This window comes from Rhizobium sp. R693 (genome assembly GCF_002211315.1).
Classification (GTDB): Bacteria; Pseudomonadota; Alphaproteobacteria; order Rhizobiales; family Rhizobiaceae; genus Rhizobium.
Genome location: NZ_LOKY01000046.1, coordinates 1 through 16,322 on the forward strand (window position 1 = coordinate 1; position 16,322 = coordinate 16,322).

At 57.8% G+C, this 16,322-nt stretch carries 12 protein-coding genes and 1 pseudogene; 6 read left to right on the forward strand and 7 right to left on the reverse strand.

What is annotated here, in order from left to right; genetic code table 11:
* The first annotated feature begins 580 nt into the window (after positions 1 to 580).
* From ATY79_RS24675 to ATY79_RS24700, 5 genes and pseudogenes are all read left to right on the forward strand, one after another.
* The gene (locus ATY79_RS24675; protein WP_088705144.1) at positions 581 to 2,707 is read left to right on the forward strand and encodes a bifunctional diguanylate cyclase/phosphodiesterase; all 2,127 of its coding nucleotides are present in this window, start codon (positions 581 to 583) and stop codon (positions 2,705 to 2,707) included.
* A 430-nt stretch (positions 2,708 to 3,137) separates the two neighbouring features.
* A complete protein-coding gene (locus ATY79_RS24680; RefSeq protein WP_245312441.1) occupies positions 3,138 to 4,562 on the forward strand; it encodes a TadE/TadG family type IV pilus assembly protein in 1,425 nt (474 codons plus the stop codon).
* Between the two features lie 10 nt (positions 4,563 to 4,572).
* Complete coding sequence (locus ATY79_RS24685) at positions 4,573 to 5,082, forward strand: TadE/TadG family type IV pilus assembly protein (RefSeq protein WP_088705146.1); 510 nt, start codon at positions 4,573 to 4,575, stop codon at positions 5,080 to 5,082.
* Positions 5,082 to 5,669, forward strand: a complete 588-nt coding sequence (locus ATY79_RS24690) for a TadE/TadG family type IV pilus assembly protein (RefSeq protein WP_088705147.1) — start codon at positions 5,082 to 5,084, stop codon at positions 5,667 to 5,669. The genes ATY79_RS24685 and ATY79_RS24690 overlap by 1 nt, the downstream gene beginning before the upstream one ends.
* 474 nt (positions 5,670 to 6,143) lie before the next feature.
* Positions 6,144 to 6,356: pseudogene (locus ATY79_RS24700) on the forward strand (EamA family transporter); the annotation flags it as partial.
* A gap of 201 nt (positions 6,357 to 6,557) precedes the next feature.
* Here ATY79_RS24700 and ATY79_RS24705 read toward each other — a convergent pair.
* The 3 genes from ATY79_RS24705 to ATY79_RS24715 form a co-directional block, all read right to left on the reverse strand.
* Entirely contained in the window at positions 6,558 to 7,580 is a 1,023-nt protein-coding gene (locus ATY79_RS24705; protein ID WP_088705150.1) for an ABC transporter permease, read from the reverse strand.
* Entirely contained in the window at positions 7,564 to 9,084 is a 1,521-nt protein-coding gene (locus ATY79_RS24710; RefSeq protein ID WP_088705151.1) for a sugar ABC transporter ATP-binding protein, read from the reverse strand. The genes ATY79_RS24705 and ATY79_RS24710 overlap by 17 nt, the downstream gene beginning before the upstream one ends.
* Positions 9,085 to 9,243: 159 nt before the next feature.
* Positions 9,244 to 10,230 (reverse strand): sugar ABC transporter substrate-binding protein, encoded by a 987-nt coding sequence (locus ATY79_RS24715; protein ID WP_088705152.1) that lies wholly within the window; start codon positions 10,228 to 10,230, stop codon positions 9,244 to 9,246.
* A gap of 338 nt (positions 10,231 to 10,568) precedes the next feature.
* Between ATY79_RS24715 and ATY79_RS24720 the strand changes: the two genes are divergently transcribed.
* The gene (locus tag ATY79_RS24720; RefSeq protein WP_088705153.1) at positions 10,569 to 11,579 is read left to right on the forward strand and encodes a LacI family DNA-binding transcriptional regulator; all 1,011 of its coding nucleotides are present in this window, start codon (positions 10,569 to 10,571) and stop codon (positions 11,577 to 11,579) included.
* Positions 11,580 to 11,718: 139 nt separating this feature from the next.
* Here the strand turns inward: ATY79_RS24720 and ATY79_RS24725 are convergent, their stop codons facing one another.
* From ATY79_RS24725 to ATY79_RS24740, 4 genes are all read right to left on the reverse strand, one after another.
* The gene (locus tag ATY79_RS24725) at positions 11,719 to 12,966 is read right to left on the reverse strand and encodes an SfnB family sulfur acquisition oxidoreductase (RefSeq protein ID WP_088705154.1); all 1,248 of its coding nucleotides are present in this window, start codon (positions 12,964 to 12,966) and stop codon (positions 11,719 to 11,721) included.
* 26 nt (positions 12,967 to 12,992) lie between these two features.
* The gene (locus ATY79_RS24730) at positions 12,993 to 13,772 is read right to left on the reverse strand and encodes an ABC transporter ATP-binding protein (protein WP_088705155.1); all 780 of its coding nucleotides are present in this window, start codon (positions 13,770 to 13,772) and stop codon (positions 12,993 to 12,995) included.
* 74 nt (positions 13,773 to 13,846) lie between these two features.
* Positions 13,847 to 15,181: an ABC transporter substrate-binding protein gene (locus ATY79_RS24735; protein ID WP_088705156.1), complete on the reverse strand. Its 1,335-nt coding sequence runs from the start codon at positions 15,179 to 15,181 to the stop codon at positions 13,847 to 13,849.
* A 100-nt stretch (positions 15,182 to 15,281) separates the two neighbouring features.
* On the reverse strand, positions 15,282 to 16,322 hold the full coding sequence (locus ATY79_RS24740) for a branched-chain amino acid ABC transporter permease (protein WP_088705157.1): 1,041 nt from the start codon (positions 16,320 to 16,322) through the stop codon (positions 15,282 to 15,284).

Consider the following 16,322-nt stretch of genomic DNA (forward strand, 5'->3'; position numbering starts at 1 on the left):
GCGACGTGATGCGGTGCTGCGCAGCCGAAATGGCTCCGCACCGCAACCCGCCGCTACCGCCCCAAACACAGCAACCCAAAACCGCTGGAGCGAACTCAAAATTGGATAAAACTTGGGGGCAAGGTCAGTGACGACCGTGAGGGTCGACAGCTTCAAATAGCACCCGCCCATCGAACCATCCCTCGATGGGCGGGCCACAAGATTGGGCTCAGAGTTCCCTTAGGGGAACTGCCACCAGGACTTTCTCATCCAACATCGAAGCATTCAGATGCAACAAAGTTGCCGCGGCGTCATCGATTTCCGTCGAGATCAGATCTGGTATTCATCAATAAGCCCTATGCCAGAGAGGGATGTTGGTGTTCCACCACATTCGCTTCACGACGAGCTGGCCATATTGCGCAATGCCTAGCCGCATGACGCATAATTTGTCACGGGAAGGCGTGTCTCTGGGGCATAGGCTGCGGTTGTTAAACATGCCTTACCGCATGGGTGCTAGCGGCTTGAATGCAGCGCGTTGCGGACATGATGTCTCCTGCAGTCCCTGAGGCATGGCCCTTCCAATCCCATTCGCGGAGCCCTGATGTCGTCGACCTTCGCAGCCGGGCGTGTTCGTGCCCAAACGTCTCCCATCATCACTACGACAGTCTGCTTTCTTGGGATTGCCCTGTTGCTTACCGGCCTCGTGGCGCACGTCGTCACGACCATGACCCGGTCGGCAAATGAAATCGACGACGCTCGCGCCGAGCGAGCGGCGCGCGCTGCCATTGCCGCGCTTGCAACCCAGCTGGATGCGACCACCAAGGACAATGCGGTCTGGGACGACGCCTATAGCGCTATTGGCTCCCCCACAGCTGCGGACTGGGCCTACGAGAATTGGGGAAAAACCAGCACCGATTATCCGCTCTATGATGGCGCAATCGTGATCGGACCTGACGGTCGTGCCATATCTGCCTATTCGAAGGGCAATACGTTCCAACCGCTGGAATATTTCGGGAAGGCATTCGATCGGCAAATCAAGGCCGCCGCCAGTGCGCAATCCGCACCTCTGCTCAATTTCTTCAGGACCGAAACCGGCATCGCATTGGTCGCGACACAGGCGATCCAACCCTTTGAAACAACCGGTGCGCTTTCGATGCTTAGCGTGTTGAGCTTTTATAAGGAACTTACGCCGACGGTTATCGACATGCTCTCAAATGAGCACGAGCTTGAGGGGCTGCGGCTCCAGTCAACGCCCGAACCTGGCTTGCTGAGTGCTCCGATCAAAGACATGGATGGCGCCACTATTGCTTATCTCGTCTGGCCAAGCAAAGCGCCAGGAAGTGCCGTGTTTCGCAAGGTCTCCCCCTATGTGGCCGCCGCAGCTGGCATCCTTGTGCTATTTCTGGGGGGCGTCTTGCTTGCCGGCGCGTCAGAGGCTCGACGCCTGCGCCGTCTCGCCGAGGCGGCGCGCTTTGAAGCAAGCCATGACAGTCTGAGCGGTTTGCTTAACAGACATGGCCTTCTCAATAAATTGGAGCAGTTGGCTAGCTTAGGTCCGGCGGTGTCGCTCTACTTGATCGATCTCGATGGCTTCAAGGCCGTCAATGATGCCTGGGGGCATGCGGTTGGTGACGAACTGATCCATATCGCGGCGAAGGCGCTAAAAAACTGTCATCCGGAAATCCTGGCTGCGGCAAGATTGGGGGGTGACGAGTTTGCGCTGCTGCAATTTGGATCTGCACCCGACCGCGAGATAGAAGAATCCATTCTTCGGATCTTTGTCGACCCCTTCAAAATTGGCGGGCGAACGATTGAAGTCGGTGCCAGCATCGGCCTGGCAGCGCGGACTGGCAGCGTAACGCCCCTGGAGCTGCTTCGCAGAGCCGACATGGCGCTTTACCGCGCCAAGGAAAATGGCAAGGGTCAGGCGGTTGCCTATGATCCCGAGTTGGACCTTGAACGCCAGCGTCTCGCCGAACTGGAAAGTGAATTAAGAAGCGCTATAGGCGATGGAGCAATCGAGCCTGTTTTCCAGCCACTTGTGTCCGCCTCGACCGATATCATCATCGGCTTTGAGGCTTTGGCGCGCTGGAAAAATATCGCTGGAGACATCAGCCCAGAGGTTTTCATTCCGCTTGCCGAAAAGTCCGGGCTTATCGACGCACTCGGTGTCCATATGCTGAAAACGTCGATCCGTCACGCAAAGAACTGGCCCCAGCTTGGCCTGTCGGTCAACGTCTCGCCAATCCAGCTCTGCAATCCCGACTTTGCGGCGCAAGTGACGACGGTCCTTCAGGAATTCGATTTTGATCCCAGCGGTCTGACGCTGGAGATAACTGAAGGTGTTTTGATGAGCAATCCCGATCAAGCACGTCGCTCCATAGACCAGCTCAGGCAGATCGGCATCAAATTCGCGCTTGATGATTTCGGCTGCGGCTATGCCAGTATCGGCGCACTGCGCCAGTTCGGATTCGATCGCATGAAAATTGATCGGTCGCTCATCGCCGGACTCGAGGAAAATGCAAACGGCGCTGATGTGCTGCGTGCAACGATTGCTCTGGCAATCGCGCTCGAGATCCCCGTGACGGCCGAGGGCATCGAAACCCGCCGGCAGGCGGAGATCTTGCGAGATTCCGGCTGCGATCAATTTCAAGGCTATCTGGTCGGAAAACCCATGTCTCCCGGCGAGGTCGAAGACAAGCTGCGTCAGCAAGCCACCGCTGCGTGAGCGCCCAGCCATCCATCTATATCTCCTTCAAACGCTTGTGTACTGGAAGTGCCGCTTCCGGCATGGCAGCCTGATCAAGGATCTAGCCGAAACGCTCCTCGCCTCTTTAACCTGACATCACCGCGCTTAAGGTGGTCGCTTCTGATTGGCGAACCGCTCGGACATCGTTCTTTGCAAGTGGAACCGGACTGTCCTGAAAGCCGCAAGCATCTCGCTTGGTCATCAGATCCGCTCGTATTTTTTCTGGACAGCGCAAGGCTGGTCCGGGCGATGTCGCTTAGTCCTAAGCAAAGCAACGCGCTCGCAACGAATATTGCGCCATCTGGCTAGAGATGCGCAATTTGGATTCTCCGTGAAACTTTCATTAACCTGCGCATAAGGCTTCGACCCCAGCATGCCCGCCATCTGGAACCCGGAGGCTGGTGGCATAGTGAAACTAAAACACGTCTGGAGGAAAGTTCGCTCGACCACGTGGGCGGCGCTGCTGCAAAGCAGCAACGGCAACGTCGCGATCTCCTTCGCCCTGGTTCTGGTACCAATGCTGCTCGCGGTTGGCGCGAGCATTGACTACGTTCGAGCCTATAACGTCCAGGCGAAGATGCAGAGTGATCTTGATGCTGCGCTGCTCGCTGCCATCAAGGACGTCGACACATTGGACGAGGACAAGATTCAGAAGAAGGTCGAGACCTGGTTTGGTGCCCAAACGGACCTTGATAGCAGCAAATATTCGCTTTCTGGAAGCAATATCAAAATCAGCAAGACGAACAAGTCAATCCAGGCGGTCGCCACGGCAAGTGTCGCCACGACCTTCATGCGCCTTGCCGACATTGATACGGTGAACGTCTCGGTCGCGTCGTCAGTGGCAGGGCCGGCGACTTCGTACATGAATGTCTATCTCGTTCTGGACAAGTCGGCCTCGATGCTACTTGCCGCAACGACTTCTGGCCAAACCTCGTTGAGAAGCAGTGCTGCAGCCTGCGAATTTGCCTGCCACACCAATGAAGGGAAGAGCTTTACATACAAAGGGTCGAATTACAGCACTGTCTACGGCCTGTCCAAGGCGATGGGGATAACCCTGCGGGCCGATATATCTGTCGAGGCAGTCAAAGAAGTCCTCACCATGGTCGATAGCGCGAATCAATCAAGCAGCCATGTCAAGGTCGGCCTTTATACGATCGGTGCAACTGCCACCGAGGTTCTTGCTCCAACCTATTCGACGGCGACGGCGCTGAAATATCTCTCCGACGGTTCCGATTCCAATAAGCTCACTAGCGCAACGTCCGAGGACGCGACATATTTCGATGTCGCGCTTCCCAAGATGGCATCGCTTGTCGGGACTGCCGGCGACGGCAGCAGTGCGTCGTCGCCTTTGAAGTTGGTACTCCTTTTGACCGACGGCGTTCAGTCGACCCGCGACTGGGTGACGAACAATCCCAAGAAAAAGTGGTCGTGCACGCAATGGTCCGGTTCGACCTGTATCTACTACAATTCCAATTATTTTCCCTATCAGCTCAAAGTCTCGCCGCTCAATCCAGCGTGGTGCGATGCGATGAAGACAAACGCTGTCACAGTCGGCGTCCTCTACACTGAATATCTGTCGATTCCCAAGGATTGGGGCTACAACATGACCGTCGGTGAAACGATGAAATCCAGCGGTTTCACCTCGATCTGGGGCGGCACGATGCGCTCGGACGTTTCAAGCAGCACGACGAGACGTGACTACATTCCCTATTCTCTCAAGGATTGTGCATCGTCGGAAGACTTGTTCCTTTCGGCATCGGATTCGAATGAGATCGAATCCGGACTATCCTCACTCTTTCAACAATACCTGACCAGTGTCAGGCTCACTCAATAGAGTTGCTAAGATGTTGATCCTACGGCGTTTCGCCGGAAACCGGCAGGGTGCTGCTGCGATTGAGTTCGCCATCCTCGCTCTTCCTTTCTTCCTTGTGATCTTCGCCATAATCGAGATTGCCATAATGTGTTTCGTAGACGCAGGTCTCGATGCAGCCTTGCACAAGACTGCCCGACAGGTGCGTGTGGGGACCGCGACGACAGACCAGTGGGACCTCAGCAAATTCAAGGCGACCCTGTGCAGCGAACTCTCCTATTACTTTGATTGCTCAAACAGTTTGCTGGTAAGGGCAACGGTCATCACGGACATGAGTTCGGTTACCCGCATCTCGGGACTAGCGGGCGGAACGCTGTCGGTATCCGAGGACTTCGATATTGGTGGCGCAGGCGACTATGTGCTTATACAGGCATTTCTTCCCTGGAACCCCGTCGTGCACTATTACAGCTATTCATCTAGCAAGCTGGACGATGGACGATATGTGCTGGGCGCTGCCGAACTCTTCAAGAACGAGCCGTTTTGATGCCAAAGGCAAAACCATCGCACCTGCTAAAGCAAGTGATCCGCATTTCCCGCAATTTCTCACGCAACGGCAGTGGCGCCTCAGCAATCGAGTTCGTTCTCGTCTTTCCAATAATGATCGTCCTGCTTGCGGGTACGGTCGATCTTGGCCAGGCACTCCTCGTTAATCGCAAGATGAATCAGATTGCCGCTACCCTTGGTGATATGATCTCTCAAAAGGCGACATGGAAGGATACGGACGTAAATGCTATCATCGCAGGTGCTGCAAGCATCATCGAGCCGTTCGATACGAGCAACCTCACCATCCAGCTGGCAGTCGTTGACATAAGCAGCAATTTGGCAGCGACCGTGGATTGGGCGGAAGGCTATCATACGACGGCGCTGCCGAAGGGTGCCGCATCGCCGGTTGATATCCCCTCCGAGGTTGCGAGCGCCGACGTGCAGCTGATCGCGGTCAATGCTACCTATACGCTGACGACGCCATTTTCCAGTTTGCTTGAGAGCATCACCGGGATGACCTCGTACCACTACAGCAAGAACTATATCGCGCGGCCGCGTATCCAGGATTCTGTTGCACTGAAAACCTGACCCCACCGCTGAACGATCGATCGCTACTGGACGTTTGCCGCATTCGCAATTGACGTCGGGCGACAAAGGATCGTGCAACCAGTGCCGCTGCGTTTGCGCGTTATCCTTGGGGGGATTGGGTGGGGGCGTGAAAGCGGGCTCTGGCGAGCCGTGCGATCGGCTGGGTGCTTACGCCGCGAGGCAGCAGAGTATTCGATCGGTTGCCGGGCATCCAGAAGAAAAGGGTTGCCGCCCTGAAATGCCTCACGAGGAAAGCCCGATCGTGATCGTTGCTGGCAGGACACGCCCGTCGATCTTCTCGAGAGCAACAAGCAGCCCCATTCGGCGACAGCGCAGAATTTTGCTGGGAAGATCCATCTCGCTGTCGTCTTTTGCGTTGTATCCATGTGCAGCGTGCAGTTCGGCGCAGTACGGTCCAAGCATTCATCAGTGGTCGTCGGGATTTTCTTATGAGGCCGTCCTCGCGCTGGCTTGCTTGCGATCCTCGTGCCGCTGCTTCCCTGTGCGCTCGAGTTCATGGCGCTTCGCTGCATGAGGGCATCGGCCTTCGGCATCCTGACGAGCCTGGAGCCTACGATCGAAGCGATAGCCGGCTTCATCGTTCTCGGGCAGGCGTTGACCGGGATCCAGATGCTTTGCGTCGCGCTGGCCGTTGCCGCAAGCGCAGCCAGCACCGTGTCGAGCTAGGCCGACCGTTCTTCGAGACCGGCGCTCAAAACAGGTCCCACCATATCGATTGCCCTGCTGGCTTACAGCAGATTGATGTGACAGTCCTCTCGCCTTTGTCATCTCGTCGTGCCACCAGATCTCTGGCGCAGTTTTGCCGGCCTTCGGAGCGAGTAGAACCCAAGTTGCACGACCAGGTTGGACCTCGAGCGTCGCGATCGATCATCGCGTTTCCAGTATCCGCATCAACCGGCCGCGATAGCTATCCAGGATAACCGCCAACACGATAACGGCACCGATGACGATCGGCTTGATGTTGTCGTCGGCCCCCAAAAGCTGCAATCCCGTCGACAGAACCTGCAGAATGCATGCACCCACCAGCGTACCGATGATCGAGCCCTTGCCGCCCGACAGACTAGTCCCGCCGATAATGACTGCGGCGATCGCATTCAGTTCATAGCCAATGCCCGCAACCGGACTGCCGACGTTAAGGCGAAGCAGGTAGACCATGGCCGCAATTCCCGCGGTTAGTCCGGAGATCGTGAATACGGCGATCTTGTATCTTTTAGGCTCGTGGCCCGACAAGCGGACCGCCTCCTCATTGGTGCCGATTGCAAAGACAAAGCGCCCGAAGACGGTGTAGCGCAGTACAAACCAGCCGATAAGGACGACGACGATCGCGATCAGAAAGATCGAGGGAAATATGCCCCAGAAGATCAGGTTCCCGAAGTCGACGAAGGGCTGAGGCAGGCCGGTAATCGTGGAATTGTCGCTGACCACGCGCGCCAGCCCGCTTGCGACGTTCAGCATGCCGAGCGTGACGATGAAGGAAGGAAGCTTCCACTTCTCGCATATCCATCCGTTAACGGCGCCAAGGACCGCGCCGGTGCCCATCGACGCAAGTGATGCCAGAACAATCGCCTGCCACGGGGAAAACTGCGGATTGATCATGATAGTTGCGCCGATGACCGTGCAAAGGGCAAGCAGCGACCCGACCGAAAGATCGATGCCGCCGGTAAGGATGACGAAGGTCATACCCGAAGCAAGCACGGTGTTGATGGCGATCTGCACGAAGATCTTCAGGAAATTCTCTGGCGTTGCGAAGTACGGCGCCGTCACCGAGAAAAACACCAGAATGAGGACGAGGGCGATCGCGACGCCCGCTTCCTTCATCGAGATCCGAATAAGCTTGTCAAAGAAGCTGGTCTCTTTCGCCTCGTTCTGTTTTTCAATGCTGGCGGACACGGCTGTACTCCTTGTAGGCGAGCGAAAGGATCCTGCTCTCGTCAAATTGTTCTCGAGGTATTTCACCGGCTATCTTGCCATCGGAGAAAACGATGATGCGATGGCAAATGCCGATGAGCTCCGGCAAATCCGAAGACACGACCAGAACACCTTTTCCTTCAGACGCAAATTTCCACAAAAGCTCGTAAATCTCGGCTTTGGCACCCACGTCGATTCCACGGGTCGGCTCATCGAAAATCAAGACTTTAGGACCGCGGAACAGCCATTTCGCAATGACGACCTTCTGCTGATTGCCGCCGGAAAACGTCCTGACGACCTGATGGATGGAGGGCGTCTTGATACGCAGCTCACGCACGAGGCGCTGCGTTTGGTCATCTTCCACCTTCCCGATGATCAAGCCATTGCGGGAGATCTTGCCGAGATCCGTTATGGTGGCGTTTTCAGCGCAACTCATATCGAGCATCAAGCCCTGCATCTTGCGGTCCTCGGTTGCAAGGCAAAGCCCTGCAGCAACGGCGTCCCTCGGCGCATTGATCTTAACCGGTTCGCCGTTCAAGCGAATTTCGCCGGCGGCTTTTGGGTCGGCACCGAATATGGCGCGCACCGCCTCCGTCCGACCACTGCCGACAAGTCCCGCAATGCCGACGATTTCTCCCTTTGCCACGGAAAATGACAGTTCCGGGCTGTTCCGCGTCACCTTCAGGCCGGAAATACCGAGCGCCTCTCCTGACAGGGCGCTGTCGTTTCGAAAGACGCCATGATCAGAAAGCTTGCGCCCGACCATGAGTTCGACGATATCGGGAATAACCAGTCCCGGTAGCGGGCGGGTAATCACATGCTGGCCGTCGCGCAGCACCGTCACATCGTCACCGACTTCGAATATCTCCTCCAGCCGGTGAGATATATAAAGGGTCGTAACGCCACGCGTCTTTAGCCGCTTCAAGATTTCAAAGAGGCGATCGACCTCCTTGGAGGTCAGGGTCGCTGTCGGTTCATCAAGAACGAGAAGCTTGCTTTCATAGCAGAGCGCCTTGGCGATCTCGACCAGCTGAAGCTGGGCGACGCTGAGGCGATTGGCGGGCGTCGTCGGCGACACGTCAAGGCCAACCTCTTCCAGGAGTTCGCCCGCCCTCTTGTTCATCTGCTTATAGTTCACCAGCCCGTACCGGCGCGGCAGATGTTCAAACAGCAGGTTTTCTGCGACCGTCAGGTTGGAAAGGGGGTGCAGTTCCTGGTGAATGACACGGATGCCCGCCTTGAACGCCTCCAACGGCGAGGCAGGATCATAGTGTTTGCCGTCGAACAGAATGTGACCGTCATCCGGCTTGAAGACGCCGCCCAGCAGATTGATAAGGGTCGACTTTCCGGCGCCGTTCTCGCCAAGAAGAATATGCCCCTTGCCGCGGCCGATGCGCATGGAAACATCTTTGAGCGCCACGACACCAGGGAAGCGCTTGCCGATCCCTTCCAGCTTCAGGATGTCGTCATCTGATGCGTCTGACACGTCCACCTCATGTGTGGTCTATTTCAATGGGAGATGGTCAGCCTCCACGCAGCACGTATTCCCGAGGCCCGAAAACGACCTCGCTGGCGTGATCAACACGGAAAGCGGTTGGCTGAGCGCCGGCCATCAGCCGGCGCCTGACTTTGGCCTTACAGGCAGCTATTTGAGGTCCTTGGCGGTGACGAGCTTGACATCCGTCTTGACCCAGCCGGTGAACTTTTCACCGGCAAGTTCGCGCAGACCGTAGTCGATGCCCATGACCGCCATTTGCGCACCATATTGCTCGACGGTAGCAAGCATCTTGCCGTCCTTGATCAGCGGCTGAACCGGCGGGATGTTGTCGAAGCCGACAACCTTGATCTTGCCGCTCTGTCCACTTGCATCGAGAGCCTTGACGACGCCGAGGGCCATGGAGTCATTGGCTGCCATGACACCTTGAATGTCCTTATATTTCGTCAGGAAGTTCGTCATGACCGTGTTGGCTTCTTCCGTCTCCCAATGAGCGGTCTTGCTGTCGAGAAGCTGTAGCTTGCCGCCATTGACGGAGTCCATGAAGCCTTCCTTGCGCTCCTTGGCGTTGTCAGCCTCGGGATTGCCTTCCAGGATGACAACCTTCGCGCCGGGCCCCAAATCCTTGGCGAGCGCGTCGCCCGCAAGCTTTGCCCCTTCCCGATTGTCAGGACCGAAGAAGGCGAGATCGATACCGGCTGCCTTTTTTGCATCGGCATCAAGCGGCACGTCGATGTTGATGACCTTGACGCCGGCCTTCACAGCTTTCGCAAGGGGAGTGGCCATTGCCTTTGAATCGGCCGGCGCGACGACGATGATGTCATATTTCTGCGTGACGAAGTTTTCGACGGCATCGACCTGCGCGGCGAAATCACGCTCGTCCTTCATGCCGACGGCCTTGAAATCGAACTTGGCCTTGTTTTCAGCCGCATATTTGTCGGCGCCGGCCTTCATCTGCTTGAAGAACTCATTGGACAAGGACTTCATGATCAAGCCGACTTTCGGCTTGCTCGCCGCAAAGGCGGGGGACACGCTGCAGGACAGCGCGAGCATCACCGTACCGGCAAGGCCGAGCTTCAGCGCCGCACGGCGCGGCGCACTGGTCAAGACGGAATCACGCTTTATAGAATTGAACATTTCTTTCCTCCCGAACAGTCCTGGGCTCAGCTCCATCTGAGTTGCCAGCGACAAATGAACCGTTTCCAACCATTATTGGGTAACAGCGCCACGGGAGACTGTCAACCCCGCGAAAACCGCCAAGAACCCTGGAAAATTCTGCAAAGTGACCACCCCTTGAAGAGGGGAGAATGAACCGTTTCCATTGAATATCTGCAATGGCGGTGTTATGGAGGATCAGTGGTCAGAATTCAGACGTAGCCCTTTGACTAAGGCGATAGAGACCATTAGCTGAAAGCGCGGATCAGGCGCCTTTGGATGTCCCCGAAGGCGAAGATGAAGGGACGTATATTTCTGCTATGCCAAAGGTTGGAATTCGAGACGTTGCCAGGCTCGCGGGAGTTTCTACCGGGACCGTCTCAAGGGTTTTGAATGACCATCCCTCTGTTACGGATGAATTAAGAGCACGCGTCAAAAGCATCATCGACGAACTGGGCTACCTGCCCGACCCATCCGCCAGAAGCATGCGCAGCAAGGTCAGCCGCCTCATCGGGATTATCATTCCTGACCTGACCAATCCCTTCTTCTCGGAGCTCGTCCAGTCCGCCGAGCAAGCGGCAGCAGACCATGGCTATAACATCATCGTCATGACATCCCTTGATGATGCGTCCAAGGAGGCTGATCGTATCGGACAGCTGACAAGCCGGAAGGTGGATGGCATCATCCTCGTTCCGAGCAACGACTTCCATACGATCAAGCCGCCGAAGGGATTGCCAATCATCGTCGTGGACCGCCTCATGCCAGGATATTCTGGCGTCGCCGCCGACCATCGCAACGGCGTGCGCCTGGGTGTTGAACACCTTCTGAAGCTTGGCCATCGCCGCATCGGCTTCATCTCGGGCCCTAAAGATTCCGTCCCCGCCAATGACCGCCTCAAGGGCTATCTCGGCGCAATCGAGCAAATTCAGGGCGACGGGCAAACGGCCATTCCATCCCTAATAGCCGAGGCGGCCTTTGACTATGAAAGCGGCCGCCTCGCAGGAAACTATCTTCTTGCCCGCGCGCGCAATGAGCGCCCGACTGCGATCTTCGCAAGCTCGGACCAGCAGGCGATCGGCTGCATGCGGGCAGCACACGATCTCGGCATTCCGGTACCGGCAGCACTTTCGATCATGGGATTCGACGGCATCCCCCTCTCAAATATGACGACGCCGCGCCTAACGACAGTGAAGCAACCGATTCAAAGGATTGCTGCGGCCGCTGTAGCAATTCTGCTAAACAAGCAACCCGTGCCCGATCTCGACAATCCAATCCTGCTTGCTTGCGAGATTTCGGATGGCGAAACGACCGCGACGCCCCAACCCGACTGAACACGACGGCGGCCGGGCCGCTATCAAACGCTCACCGAAACGCTCGGGTCTTACAAAAGAGCTCGGACCACGAGCCAACACTACCTGTTAGGAAAACCAACAGTAGCGGTGCGTCAGGTTCTGACGCACCGCTACCCCGTCAGCTCCAAGCATGAAGCGGCGGTTTTTCGCCGTTGAGGAAATACTTGCCGAGGATGGCGTATTTCCACCGCACGGGATCGTGCAGCGTATGTGTGCGTGCATTGCGCCAATGCCGGTCGAGGTGGTGTTCGGCCAGTGTGGAACGGGTGCCGGCTAGCTCGAACAGCTTGTTGCTTGCGGCGATGGCGATTTCCGTCGATAGGATTTTTGCCTCGGCGGTGACGATCTGGGCTTCGGCCACCGTCTCGGCATTGGGTTTTTCTACAGCGCGATCGATAGCGTGCCCAGCCTTTTCCAGAAGGGCCTGCGCTGCATGGAGGCGGAGTGTCAAATCGCCAACGGCCTGGATCGTGTAGGGATCGTCCCAGGCATGCTCGAGACCGCTGTCGACCCAGGCGCGGCTCTTGGTGCGCACGAAGGCAACAGTCTCGTCGATCGCTGCCTGGGCAATACCGGTATCGACGGCCACCTGGATGATCTGGAAGATTGCGCCGTCCGCCGTCGGTACCTCGTAACCCTTGTAGCCTGGCACCAAGTGGGTCTTCGGCACCTTGACATTGTTGAGGATCACCGTACCTGAAAGTGTCGTGCGCTGACCGAAGGACGACCAGTCGTCGATGACAGTGAGGCCAGGTGCATTGCGTTCAGCAATTGCATACCAGGCGCGGCCTTCCTCATCGAGTGCAACGATCGGCACGAGATGGGCGAGCAGCGCGCCGGAGGAGTAGAACTTCTGGCCATTGACGATGACATGGTCGCCCGCGTCGGTAAACTTCGTTTCGAAATCCACCGCGCGCTTGGAGCCGAATTCGGAGAAGGCATTACCGAGACGGGTACCACGCAGCACCTCGGCAAAAAGCAGCTTTTGCTGCGCTTCATCGGAGACGGTGCGGATCGCCGCGACGACGCCGAGATGGTTCTGCGCAATCTGACCGATGGAGGAATCCGCCGCAGAAATGATCTCGACGACCTTGGCAAGCGTCGCGTAGGAGACTTCCGGGCCACCGAACGTCTTCGGCACGTTGATCGACCAGAGGCCGCTTTGCGAGAAGGCATCAAGTTCCTTCACCGGCCAGATGCGGTCGCGGTCGCGGATGGCGGCGCCAGGCGCGATCTCGGATGCGACCCGCTTGGCAACAGCAATCGCCTCGGCATCGTTGTTAATGATGTGCGCCGGCTCGCTCCGCCTCGGCACTGCGCGAACGCCCTCGGCGGCATTCTTTGTGTTGACGTTTGAAACTGTCACGGCATGTCTCCTTTTTCGGGTTGGATTCAATGGGCAAGACGGGCGGCGGCCGCGACGGGTTTCTGGCCCAGATAGAAGGCCTTGACGTCGTCGCGCGCCTTGAGCTCGGCAGCACTGCCTGAAAGCACGCTGACGCCATTCTCCAGGATGACGGCCCTGTCAGCGTAGGTGAGCGCGACTGCCGAGTTCTGCTCGGCGACGAGGATTGAGAGGCCCTCCTCGCGATTGAGGCGCTTCAGAGTGCGGAAAATATCCCGCACAACAAGCGGCGCGAGCCCCATGGACGGCTCATCGAGCACGAGCAGCCGTGGGCGTGACATCAGCGCTCGTCCGATCGCCGTCATCTGCTGCTCGCCGCCCGAGGTGAGACCCGAAAGCACCCGGCGCCTTTCCTTAAGCCGCGGGAAATGGGCGTAGACCTTCTCAAGATCGGCAGAGATCTCGTTGCGCGAGGCGGAACGACCAAGGCCACCGGTAACAAGATTTTCTTCCACCGTGAGCGTCTTGAAACAATGGCGGCCCTCCAGCACCTGTACCAGACCGAGCCGAACGAGGCTTGCCGGTGTCACGCGCGTCACGTCATGGCCCTCGAACAGAATTCGGCCCGCCAGTACCTGTCCACGCTCGGCCGGCAGGAGGTTCGAAACCGCCTTCAGCGTCGTTGTCTTGCCGGCGCCGTTAGCGCCGAGAATGGCGAGGATTTCTCCACGCCCGAGCGAAAGGGTGACGCCGTGCAGAGCGGTGATGGAATGGTTGTAGGTCGCATGGAGGCCCTTCACGGTGAGCAGCCTGCTTTCCTCAGTCATGTCCGGTCTCCTTTAGGGGCGTTTTTTTGCAGCCGGGCACATCGGGAATTGCCCTCAGCGCCCGGCTGCAAGCATCAGTTTGTCACGACGCCGGCATCCTCGGCCGTGCGAAGCTTGATCCCCTTTTCCGCCGCATAAGCTTCAGACGACTTCTCGATGATCGGACGCAGCAGGGCCCAATCCGGCGCGATCCAATCGGAGACAACGTTCCACTTCTTGCCGTCCCACTGCTGGAAGGTCACGTAGCCGTTGCCCTCATGATTATCCCAAGTGACGTTGATCGAGTGGAAGAGGTCCTTGGCCCCGAGCGTCTCGACACGGGCCGGGTCGAGTTGCAGGTGCTCGAAGCCCCAGCGCACCTCGTCGCCGGTCAAGGTGCGCTTTCCGAACTTCTCCTGGGCGATGCGCACTGCCTCGACGTTCAGGATGCCATTGACGATGCCGAGGTTGTGATAGACCGAGCCGATGCGGCTCTTGTCTTCGAGATTGCCCTTCCCGGCATCGTAAAGCGTCTTGACGATCTCCTTGACGACCGGATACTCGGCGCCCGAAGCTTGGGTGGTAATCGCCGTATAGCCCTTGGCAGCGTCACCAGCCGGGATCACGTCCTCTTCCGAGTTCGACCAGACGTTACCGATGATGTGGTCTACCGGGAAACCTGTCTTGGCAGCCGTCTTCAATGCGACAGGGTTCATCACGCCCCAGCCGCGCAGCACGACGTAATCCGGCTTGGAGCGGCGGATGGTCAGCCACTGCGACTGCTGCTCGTTACCAGGATGAGGAACCTCGATCTGCTGCAATTCGAAGCCGTACTTCTTGGCCAGAAGTTCGTAGATCGGGATCGTTTCCTTGCCATAGGGCGAGCCATGATAGAGTACGACGATCTTCTTGCCCTTCAGCGCTTCGAGACCGCCCTCCTTCGAGGCGATGTAGTTCACGATACCGGACGTCTCGCTGTAGGGATTGAGCAGCAGTGGGAAGACATAGGGGAAAACGCGCCCGTCGGTCGAATCGGTACGCCCGTGATTGATCGTGATCAGCGGCACCTTGTCCTGCGTGATGCGGTCGATCATGGCATAGGCGATGCCGACCGAAAGCGGGTTCCAGGCAGCGATGCCGGGATTGCTCTTCAGGCGTTCGTAAGCCTCGACGCCACGCTCGACCTCGTATTGGGTTTCGGCTTCCGACCAGGTCAGCTTGACGCCGTTGACGCCGCCGTCGCGGGTGTTGATGAGGTTGAGATAGTCGATGAAGCCGCCGAAGAAGCCGGTGCCACCGGCCGCATAGGGCCCGACGCGGTAGCTTTGCAGCGGGAAATACTGCTCGTCGGCCTGTGCCGGGACGGCAATGGCGGCAAGGCCGATGCCGGCGGCAAAAGCAGCTGCTCTGATCTTCGTATAAATGGTCATGTCTGGACACACTCCGTCTTTTTGGCTGGCCCTCGGCCACCCGGTCTGGTTTAAAAATCTCAATGGCTTTTGTTGTTGGAAGCGCCGAGCCTCGAGGATCTCACGCGCGCCCGAAGGCGGACGCAGTGCTCAACCTCAAGCGATCCCACAACGACACGAGGCCGTCGGGCTCGAGGATCAGGAACAGGATGATGAAGGCACCGATGACGATGCGCTGCGTCATGTCGAGGACGCCGGAATCGAAGACGTCGCCCAGCAGGAAGGCGCCGAGCCGAGAAAGAACGAGCGGGAAAACCACAATCAGTGCCGCGCCGAAAAACGCGCCGCGGATCGATGCGAGCCCGCCGATGATGATGATGAAGAGGACCTGGAACGAGCGATCGAGGTTGAAGCCGGCCGGTTCCACCGTGCGCAGATAGGCGAAGGCCCAGAGCACACCGGCGACCCCGATGATGAATGACGAGATCGCAAAGGCGAGCAACTTCGTTTTGAGCACAGGCACCCCGATAATGCGTGCAGCTGTCTCATTGTCACGCACGGCGATGAAATTTCGGCCCGTCTGCGATGACACAAGACGATAGGCGAGAAAGGTGATGACTACTACGACCGTCAGCGCGAAGAGATAGCGACCGACCGGCCCCTCGAAGGCAATGCCGGCGAGCGACAACGGCGGCGCATCGATCACACCCGAGGTGGAATTGTTGGAAAACCAGCTGAATTTCGTCAGGGCCCACTGGACGAAGAACTGCGCGGCGAGCGTGGAGACGGCGAGATAGAAGCCGCGCAGGCGAAGGCTCGGCAGGCCGAAAACCACACCGATGACGGCGGCTGACAGGCCGGCGAGCACGGTCGAGACGATGAGCGCCAGCCCATCGATCCGAAGATTGAAGTTGTAGGCGCCAAAGGCACCCACGGCCATGAAGGCGGCCGAACCCAACGAAACCTGGCCCGCATAGCCGGTAAGAAGGTTCAAGCCCACGCCTGCAAGACTGAGCGCGAGAAACGGCAGCAGGATTGCCTCGAAGATATAGCTGGTACCCAAAAACGGTACGACGAGATAGGCGACGGCAAGCACTGCGACTGTCGCGACATGACGCGGCAAGGAAAGGGGCGAAGGACGTTCGATCGCAATGGCGGACAT